Source organism: Herbaspirillum sp. UBA812, from assembly GCF_002296545.1.
GTDB lineage: Bacteria > Pseudomonadota > Gammaproteobacteria > Burkholderiales > Burkholderiaceae_D > Herbaspirillum > Herbaspirillum huttiense.
In genome coordinates this window covers 1-9,406 of record NZ_DBIC01000380.1, presented here as the reverse complement: position 1 = coordinate 9,406, position 9,406 = coordinate 1, and the positions used below count along the sequence as shown (strand labels likewise).

The window sequence follows — 9,406 nt, the reverse complement described above, 5'->3', positions numbered from 1 at the left end:
CCGCGTTACAATCCAGCCCATGAACGAACAGCAACCCACTCCCCAATTGCCGGAGCCTCAACCGCAAGCCAGCCACAGCGCTGGTGCCGCGGCCCCGCACCCGTCCTATACCTTCACTCCTCCGGATGGCACGGCCGTGCTGCGCCGCCGCCAGCGTGCGCAGACCATCGTGCTGCTGCTGGTCATCGCCGGCCTGGGCGCACAGTGGTGGGTCTCGCATGCCGAACTGCGCGACCTGCGCAGCGAAGTCGCGCAGCGCCTGCAGAATGGCGACAACAGCAGCAATGAACTGAAGGGCGTGCTCAAGGCCGTGCAGGAGAGCACCAAGGAACTGCAATCCAAGGTCAGCGTGCTCGACAGCAAGCAGGCCGAGTCCCAGAGCCAGCAACTGGCGCTGGAACAGATGTACCAGGACCTCAACAAGAACCGCGACGACTGGGCCCTCTCCGAAATCGAGGAAGTCCTCTCCACCGCTGACCAGCAGCTGGAGCTGGCCGGCAACGTGCAAGGCGCGCTGATCGCCCTGCAGAATGCCGACAAGAGCCTGTCGCGTTCGGACAAGGCGCAGTTCATCGCCATCCGCCGCGCCATCGCGCGTGACATCGAGCGCCTGAAGGCCCTGCCGACAGTGGACATCGCCGGCATCGCCGTGCGTCTGGACAGCGCCATCGGCCAGGTCGACAACCTGCCGCTGCTGGTCGATGAGCGTCCGGTGGAGTCGGCCAGCGAGCCCAAGCCGCAGCCGGTGAAAACCGCTGCCGCCGAGAAGCCTGCCGCCAAGGGCGATGCCGCCCATGCCAAGACCAAGGCCGAAGCTGCGCCTGCCGAAGCGTCTGCCTGGTCGCAATGGCTGGCCGGTGCTCGCGAAACCTGGCGAAGCATGAGCACTGAAATGTGGTCCGAGCTGCGCCAGCTGGTGCGCATCCGCGAAGTGCAGACGCCGGAAGCGATCCTGCTCTCGCCGGGCCAGGCTTACTTCGTGCGCGAGAACCTCAAGCTGCGTTTGTTGAATGCACGCCTGGCGCTGCTGTCGCGCAACGAGTTCGCCTTCCGCAATGACCTGGCCTCGGCCCAGGACACCATCGCCAAGTATTTCGATACCCGCGCCAAGCAGGTCCAGACCACGCAGGCGCTGTTGAAGCAGGTGCAGGGCAGCAATGTCTCCATCCAGTTGCCCACGCTGGCCGAAAGCCTGAACGCGGTGCGCAACTACAAGGCCCGTCCGTGAGCCGCTGACGGGAACCTGATATGAAAATACTGCTCTGGCTTCTGACCCTGTTTGCCTCCGCCATCGGCCTGGCCGTACTGGCGCGCTTCAATCCCGGCAACGTGGTGCTGTTCTATCCGCCGTACCGCATCGACCTGTCGCTGAACTTCTTCATCTTCGCCGTGCTGGCGGTGTTCCTGACCATCTACGTGGTCATCCGCGCCATCCGCCTGACGCAGAAACTGCCCGGCCGCGTGATCGCCTATCGCCGTGCCAAGCGCGAGAATGAAAGCAACAAGGCCCTGCGCGATGCCCTGAAGGCTTACTTCGAAGGCCGCTTCGGCCAGGCCGAGAAGTCCGCCACGCGCGCAGCCGACCTGCCCGACAACGCCGGCATCGCCGCCCTGATCGCGGCCCGCGCCGCGCATCGCATGCGCCAGGGCGACCGCCGCGACATCTGGCTGGCCAGCACGGAAGTCGATCCGACCTTGAAGGCTGCGCGCCTGATGACGGCGCTGGAACTGCAAGTGGACGAACACCACTTCAAGCAGGCGCTGGAAACGGTGGAAGAGTTGAACGCCAACGGCACGCGCCACATCCAGGCCCTGCAATGGGCGCTGAAGGCCAACCAGCAAGCCAAGAACTGGCCCGAAGTGCTGCGCCTGGTGCAGACCCTGGACAAGCGCAATGCCCTGCATCCGGCCTTGTCGAACCGCCTGCGCGAGCTGTCTTACGATGCCTTGCTGTCGGACCGTTCGCACGATGCCGAATCGATTCGCCTCTTGTGGAATGGCGTGCCCGGCGTGGACAAGCTCAAGCCCTACATCGCCGCACGTGCCGCACACGCCTTCTCCAGCCGTGGCCTGCATGACGAAGCGCGCAGCCTGCTGGAACGTGCGCTGGCCGCCGACTGGGATATCCGTCTTCTGCGTGCCTATCGCGAATCGACCGCCGAAGCCGGCTCGCCGGCCCTGCTGTCGCAGATCGAGCATTGCGAATCCTGGTTGTCCAAGAATCCGACCGATGCCGAACTGGCCCTGACCCTGGGCATGTTCTGCCTGCGCCAGAAGCTGTGGGGCAAAGCCCAGCGCCACCTGGAGCAAGCCTTGTCGGATGCCATCGAACCGCGCACCGTGCGCGAATCGCACCTGGCCCTGGCCCAGCTGCACGAGGCGCTGGATCAGCCGGACCAGGCCGCCGGCCACTACAAGCAATGCGCCCTGGCCACGGCCATCCGCTGAACTTGTTGCGCTGGTGAATGACCAAGGCGGAAGCGGCGCAAGCCCTTCCGCCTTTTTCATGTGCGCTGCCGGGCACTGTCATGTTGGCGTAAGTTGCACCGGCCAAGATGCCGGTCTGAGCCTGAATGCCGCTATAATTGCCGCTTTCCGGTGTTTGGCATGCCAGAACTGAGCATTAAGCCCCGTTTAATGCTCATTGCATCGAGCATTAAACAAGATGCCCTTGGCGCTGCCAGCCCGAAAACCGCTTTTCGTTTCTTTCCCTAGTGAGAATCCCATGAGCCTGAACAACGTCCCCGCTGGCCGCGACCTGCCCAATGACTTCAACGTGATCATTGAAATCCCGATGAACGCCGATCCGATCAAGTACGAAGTGGACAAGGACACCGGCGCCATCTTCGTCGACCGTTTCATGGGCACTGCCATGCACTATCCGTGCAACTACGGCTACATCCCCCAGACCCTGTCGCAAGACGGCGACCCGGTCGACGTGCTGGTGATCACCCCGTTCCCGCTGATCCCGGGCGTGGTGGTGCGCTGCCGTCCCATCGGCGTGCTGAAGATGGCCGATGAATCGGGCATCGACGCCAAGCTGCTGGCCGTGCCGGTCGACAAGATCCTGCCGATCTACACCCACTGGCAAAAGCCGGAAGACCTGAACGAACTGCGCCTGAACCAGATCAAGCACTTCTTCGAACACTACAAGGACCTGGAAAAGGGCAAGTGGGTCAAGGTCGAAGGCTGGGAAGGCCCGGACGCCGCCCGCGCTGAAATCCTGGCCGGTGTGGAAGCGTTCAAGAACGCCAAGTAATTCCCCATCAGCAAGACATAAAAAATCGCCCGACAGGTTGTGCCTGTCGGGCGATTTTTTACGTCAACCACCAAGACCACCGTTCGGACTGAGTAGGCCCGACAGGGCCGTATCGAAGGCGCTCCGTCAGCGGATGTCCGCCGTAGTCTCGTCTTCGATACGACGCTGCGCGTCTACTCAGTCCGAACGGTGATGAGCAGGGCGCACAAGCTTGTCTCAGTCCAGCTTGGCCGCGTGCTCGCGGGTAGCGTGGAAAGTGATCTCCGGCCAGCGTTCCTGGGTCAGGCGCAGGTTCACGCCCGAGCTGGCCAGGTAAGCCAGGTTGCCGGCTGCATCGATGGCCAGGTTGGCCCCGGCCGAGGACTTCTCGAAGTCGGCCAGTTTCTTCTTGTCATCACAGCTGATCCAGCGCGCGCTGCTGATGCTGGTGCCTTCAAACACCGCATCCACGCCATATTCGTTGAGCAGGCGGCTGGCCACCACTTCGAACTGCAGCACGCCCACTGCGCCCAGGATCAGGTCGCTGCCGGTCACCGGCTTGAAGACCTGCACCGCGCCTTCTTCGCCGAGCTGCTGCAGGCCCTTGTGCAACTGCTTGATCTTGAGCGGATTGCGGATGCGTGCCACGCGGAAGAAGTCCGGGGCGAAGTAGGGAATGCCGGTGAACTGCAGCATCTCGCCTTCGGAGAAGCTGTCGCCGATCTGCATGTTGCCGTGGTTGGGCAGGCCGATGATGTCGCCGGCATAGGCTTCTTCCACCTGTTCGCGGCTGGAGGCCATGAAGGTCACCACCGAGGACACCTTGATGTCGCGGTTCAGGCGCAGGTGCTTCAACTTCATGCCGCGTTCGAAGCGGCCCGAGCACACGCGCAGGAAGGCGATGCGGTCGCGGTGCGCCGGGTCCATGTTGGCCTGGATCTTGAAGACGAAACCGGAGAAGGGCTCTTCGGTCGGCTTGACCTCACGCACGGTGGCGTCGCGTCCGCCCGGACCTGGTGCCCAGTCCAGCAGCGCATCGAGGATCTCGCGCACGCCGAAGTTGTTGATGGCCGAACCGAAGAAGACCGGCGTCTGCACACCGGCCAGGAAGTCTTCCAGGTTGAAGGGGTGGGAGGCGCCATGCACCAGTTCCACTTCCATCTTGAGCTGTTCGATTTCCAGCGGGAACATCTCGGCCAGCTTGGGGTTGTCGATGCCCTTGATGATTTCCACGTTGCCGTTGGCGCGTTCTTCACCGGCCTTGAAGAGCATGATCTCGTCACGCAGCAGGTGATACACGCCACGGAAATTCTTGCCCATGCCGATCGGCCAGGTCACCGGTGCGCACTGAATCTTCAGCACCGACTCCAGCTCATCCAGCAGCTCCAGCGAATCGCGGGTCTCGCGGTCCAGCTTGTTCATGAAGGTGATGATGGGCGTATTGCGCATGCGGCAGACGTTCAACAGCTTGATGGTCTGCTCTTCCACGCCCTTGGCGGCATCGATCACCATCAGCGCCGAGTCCACGGCGGTGAGCACGCGATAGGTATCTTCCGAGAAGTCCTGGTGGCCCGGGGTGTCGAGCAGGTTGACCACGTGGTCGCGGTACTCGAACTGCATCACCGAGCTGGCCACGGAAATGCCGCGTTGCTTTTCGATTTCCATCCAGTCCGAGGTCGCGTGGCGGCCGCTCTTGCGGGCCTTCACGGTACCGGCCAGCTGGATCGCGCCCGAGAACAGCAGCAGCTTTTCGGTCAGCGTGGTTTTGCCGGCGTCGGGGTGGGAGATGATGCCGAAGGTGCGGCGGCGCTTGACTTCGCGCGCGATCAGGTCGGACGAGACCTTGGTGGCGGCGCCAGGCGCGCTGGCGTTATCTGCATCAGCGGCCTCAGGGGCGCTGGCGGCGACTTCGGGGAGTTCGTTGCTGGGTTCTTGCATGGCGGATCGGTCGGGGTGGGAGCCGGGCGGAACGCGGCCCCTGGCGCGGCTGGACGATCCAACCCGCATGGCCTTGAGCGGCGCGCACTGTTCCTTTGACAAGGAGGCGGCGCACGCCCTGTTCCGACAGCTCTGGAAAACCCGAGATTATAACTGAAGCGGCCCGCTTGCCCGCATGTTTGCCGGGAGGCAACGTGCGCGCGGCGGGCCGCTCAGGCGATCACTGGCGGGGCAGCGGCGTTGCCGGATCAGGAGCGTTCATCACGGCGATCCTCGCGCCGCTGATGGGCGTCGCGCTGCTGGGCCTGCTGCTGGCGCGCCTGCTGCTCATGCTGGGCGGCCTGATGTTGCTGCTGTTGCTGACGGGCTTGCTCCATCTGGCGATGCTGCTGCTCGCGCTGCTGGTTCATCATCTGCTGCTGGCGTTGCTGCTCCTGTTGTTGATGCTGGCGCATCTGCTGCTCACGCTGTTGCTGCTGCAATTGCTGTTGCTGCATCTGCTGCTGGCGTTGTTGCTGCTGTTGCACCTGTTGCTGGCGCTGCTGCCACTGGCGTTCCTGGGCCTGCTGCTGTTGGCGCTGCTCCTGCGCTTGCTGATCGCGCTGGTGTTGCTGGTCGCGGATCATCTGCTCACGCTGGCGCTGCTGGTCATTGGCCTGCTGTTCACGCTGGCGTTGCTGATCGATGGCCTGGCGCTGGCGGAACTGGTCCTGCTGGGCCAGTCGCTGCTGCACGTTGTCGGCCACCGGCAGCGGACGCGGCGCATTGGCCGGGAAGGGCTGACCCGCTTGCGGTTGCGGACCATGTCCATTCCACTGCGGCACGTGCTGCGCCTGAACCAGGTTCTGTGCCTGCGGACCGGCCAGCGGACGCTGTCCCGGCGGCGGGGCCAGCGCAGGGGCCGGTTGCTGCGCATAACGGCCGCCGGCGTAACGCGGGTCGTGATGCCACACCACCGGCCGCTGGTTCATGCTCACGTTGCGGTTCACGTTGATGTTGTTGTTGACGTAGCGATTGTTGATGACGTTGGTGTTGTTGACGTTGTTCACGTTGTTCACGTTGGTCACATTGGTGACGTTGTTGATGCGTGTCTGCGTCACCATCACCTGGCGCTGGCGCCAGTCGGGACGCGCATCGCCAAACACCGCACTCATGACGCCAATGCCCACCCCGAAGCTGATGCTGGCCGAGAAGCCCGGCTCATAGCTGGGCGGACGATAACGCGGCGGCGGCGCCCACACCACCGGCGGAGCGGATGGCCACCACCAGCTGCCATACACTACGGTCGGGTTGTAATACGGCACGTAGACCACCTGCGGATTGACCGGCACGATCTCGATCACTTCATCCTGCACCACCACGCGCTGCTGCGGGCTGGATTCCAGCGTGCCGGCGATGCGGGCGCGTTCGCGCAGGTTCTGTACCGTATCCATTACCGACGGCTGCTGGGCGAGGAAGGCCTGTCCCAGCTGCTGGGTCCAGTCGAGGCGATCATTGAGCATGGCCAGTACCGAAGGGAACTGCACCAGCGCCTTCACGCTGGGATCCCACGGCATGGGGGCCACGGCGCGCGCCAGGCCATCGCCCTGCAGACCGGGCCGCGCTTCGACGAAGCGCTGGGCCTGCACCACTTCCAGCGGATAGGTCGAGGCCATCAGCACCTGGGCCAGCAGCGAATCGGGATAGAGCGCCACCGGGGCCAGCATCTGGTCCAGCTGTTGCTGGGTATAGACGGGCGCGGGAGGTGGCGCATAAGCGGTCTGCGCCTGCACGGGCAGGCCCGAGACCAGAGAGAAGACCAGGCAGGTGGCCCAGGCCAGGGATGTCTTGTTCACGTTGTTCTCCTTGCGCGATGGCGTGCAGCCGGAAGAGGAAAAACAAGATGCTCGGTCCGGCGCACTGAGGTGAGCCTATGGTCTGCCAGCTCGGAGAGGCGAGGTGTAACGGAATTGCAAGCGATGTTTCAGCGCCGGGACGGCTGAGCCTCGCGGGTTGCCGATGGGAAAGCCTTGCGCAAGGCAGGGGAGCCTGTGGCATCATGAATGGCCACGGAACAAATCTCATCAACGGAATCGATCAATCGAGCGGTTTTCATGCTTCGCGCAGATCAATCGCCACGCTTCCTTGCACGCGCTGCAGCGGCCGGACAACCAGGGCCGGCGTGCCTTTTCTTGTTGAAGAGAAACGTTCTAAACAGTTTTCGCAGTACCCGCAGTACGTACCAAGGCAAATTTTTTACGACAACAAGCCATCAAGCAAGGAACGACCATGAGCCATCACCTGATCTGGCGGCGCGATGATTTCCTCATCGACACCGATCCCGACCGGCTGGACATCCCCCTCATCCACGACGTACTGACCCATTCGAGCTGGTCTCCCGGCATCGACCTCAACACCGTGCGCACGGCGCTGGCCAACAGCCTCTGCTTCGGCCTCTATCGCGGCAAGCAGCAGATCGGCTTTGCCCGCGTGGTGACCGATCACGCCACCTTCGGCTACCTGTGCGACGTCTTCGTCGTCGGCGACCTGCGCGGCCAGGGCCTGGGCCGCTGGATGATCGAATCAGTCAACCAGCATCCCACGCTGCAGAAACTGCGCCGCGTCATGCTGACCACGTCTACCGCCCCGTGGCTGTATGCCAGCTGTGGCTTCGAGGCCATCAATCGCGGTGACTTCGTGTGGCATATCTCGCGTCCGGATATCTACAAGCAGGGCGTGCAGCAGTAGATCGGCATTCCCTGACCGGCGGAGCGCAGTGTGGCTCCGCTGATTTTCCTGAGGCGTCCTTGCTGACGTAGTCAGTAAACTTAGTTTTTCAGCGCTTTCCCTTCCTTGCTCCTCTCTCGTGTCGCGACTGACGATTCTCGCGGTGTGCGATGCGATGGCTTCTCTCGCCTCCTTCTTCCGTTTTCGCTCCTAAGTATTTTTCTTCCATTCGCCCCGTAAAACCGGCGTGTACGGAGCATGCAACTTAGTTTTGATGAACACTTGATCCAGTTCCGGTCGCAATGGCCCAAAGATGATCCGCATCAAGAAGCGGCCAGATGTGAATTTTCATCATTTTTGCAGACTTATAATTTTGGCACTCATTCATTTCAGCTCATCGACCCGCTGCGCCATGCTGCGCACCCACGAATCCTGACCATGACCATTGCCAACAAACTCCGTCTGCTTCTCCTCGCCGTCGTCCTCGGCCTGGCCAGCCTCACCGGCTTGAGCATCTATCACAGCAACCGCATTGCCGATGCTGCCAGCTATTCGTCGTTCAACACGGTCCCCAGCCTGCTGGTGCTGGGGGAGGCGGGTGAAGCGGTCTTCCGCATCCGGGTTGGCATCTGGCGCTATGCCGCTGCCACCGATGCTGCCACGCGCGCCAAGCTGGAGAAGTCCATGAACACCAACCGCGACAAGGTCATCGCCGCCTTCGACCGCTACGAGAAGGAAGATCTCTCCGACGCCACCGACCGCCAGCTGCTGCAGGCGGACCGTGATGCCTTCGCCGATTACGAGAAGAGCCGCCAGGCCGTCATCGCCCTGGGCGCTGAAGGCAAGACCGAGGAAGCCTTGCATGCGGTCGAGCACCAGGTGGTCCCGCCCGGTGACAAACTCATCAACGCCCTGGCGGCCCATCGCCGCTACAACGAGCAGCTCGGCCAGCAAGGCGTGCAGGCGGCGCAGTCCAGCCTGCGTTCGGCGGTGGTTCAGGCGGTGCTGATGAGCCTGGCCGTGTGTGCAGTGGTAGCGGTGGTGAGCCTGCTGATTTCGCGCACCATTTCCACGGCACTGGGGGAGGCCATCATGACGGCCCGCGCCATTGCCACGGGCGACCTCAGCACCCGCATCCGCCGCCGCGCCAATGACGAAGTCGGCCAGTTGATGCAGGCCATCCAGCAGATGAGCGACAGCCTGGTGCGCATCGTCAGCAACGTGCGCAACAGTGCCAACACCATCGCCACCGCCACGGCGGAAATCGCCGCCGGCAATCTTGACCTGTCGGCGCGTACGGAAGCCCAGGCCGGTTCCATCGAAGAGACCGCGTCGGCCATGGAGCAACTGACCGCCACCGTGCGCCAGAATGCGGACAACGCCCAGCAAGCCAATGTGCTGGCCACATCCGCCTCCAGCGTCGCTACCGAGGGTGGCCAGGCGGTGCAGCAGGTGGTGCAGACGATGGACGAGATCAATGCCTCCTCGCTGAGGATCGTGGACATCATCAGCGTGATCGACGGC

Annotated in this window: 7 protein-coding genes; 5 read left to right on the top strand and 2 right to left on the bottom strand. The window is 63.1% G+C overall.

Annotated features, from left to right (window positions below; genetic code table 11):
- Window positions 1–19 precede the first annotated feature (19 nt).
- The 3 genes from B3873_RS25005 (at window position 20) to ppa (ending at window position 3,259) form a co-directional block, all read left to right on the top strand.
- Window positions 20–1,228: a uroporphyrinogen-III C-methyltransferase gene (locus B3873_RS25005; RefSeq protein ID WP_286869715.1), complete on the top strand. Its 1,209-nt coding sequence runs from the start codon at window positions 20–22 to the stop codon at window positions 1,226–1,228.
- Between the two features lie 20 nt (window positions 1,229–1,248).
- Window positions 1,249–2,448: a heme biosynthesis protein HemY gene (locus B3873_RS25000; protein WP_121041830.1), complete on the top strand. Its 1,200-nt coding sequence runs from the start codon at window positions 1,249–1,251 to the stop codon at window positions 2,446–2,448.
- A gap of 277 nt (window positions 2,449–2,725) precedes the next feature.
- Window positions 2,726–3,259: an inorganic diphosphatase gene (ppa, locus tag B3873_RS24995; protein WP_006463345.1), complete on the top strand. Its 534-nt coding sequence runs from the start codon at window positions 2,726–2,728 to the stop codon at window positions 3,257–3,259.
- Window positions 3,260–3,475: 216 nt separating this feature from the next.
- Here the strand turns inward: ppa and B3873_RS24990 are convergent, their stop codons facing one another.
- Both B3873_RS24990 and B3873_RS24985 read right to left on the bottom strand, forming a co-directional pair.
- Window positions 3,476–5,176 carry a peptide chain release factor 3 gene (locus B3873_RS24990; protein WP_039785435.1) on the bottom strand — a complete coding sequence of 567 codons (1,701 nt, stop codon included), beginning with the start codon at window positions 5,174–5,176 and terminating at the stop codon, window positions 3,476–3,478.
- Between the two features lie 248 nt (window positions 5,177–5,424).
- Window positions 5,425–7,011 (bottom strand): DUF3300 domain-containing protein, encoded by a 1,587-nt coding sequence (locus B3873_RS24985; protein ID WP_286869711.1) that lies wholly within the window; start codon window positions 7,009–7,011, stop codon window positions 5,425–5,427.
- 433 nt (window positions 7,012–7,444) lie between these two features.
- On the opposite strand from B3873_RS24985, the gene B3873_RS24980 reads away from it, so the two are divergent.
- Window positions 7,445–7,903, top strand: coding sequence for a GNAT family N-acetyltransferase (locus B3873_RS24980; protein WP_034333342.1), 459 nt, complete (start codon window positions 7,445–7,447; stop codon window positions 7,901–7,903).
- Between the two features lie 417 nt (window positions 7,904–8,320).
- A partial coding sequence (locus B3873_RS24975) for an MCP four helix bundle domain-containing protein (protein WP_286869710.1) occupies window positions 8,321–9,406 on the top strand: 1,086 nt, incomplete at its 3' end.

Coding starts and splice junctions, on each gene's coding strand:
- B3873_RS25000 (WP_121041830.1), top strand. CDS start 1,249: ATGAAAATACTGCTCTGGCTTCTGACCCTGTTTGCCTCCGCCATCGGC.
- B3873_RS24990 (WP_039785435.1), bottom strand. CDS start 5,176: ATGCAAGAACCCAGCAACGAACTCCCCGAAGTCGCCGCCAGCGCCCCT.
- B3873_RS24980 (WP_034333342.1), top strand. CDS start 7,445: ATGAGCCATCACCTGATCTGGCGGCGCGATGATTTCCTCATCGACACC.
- B3873_RS25005 (WP_286869715.1), top strand. CDS start 20: ATGAACGAACAGCAACCCACTCCCCAATTGCCGGAGCCTCAACCGCAA.
- ppa (WP_006463345.1), top strand. CDS start 2,726: ATGAGCCTGAACAACGTCCCCGCTGGCCGCGACCTGCCCAATGACTTC.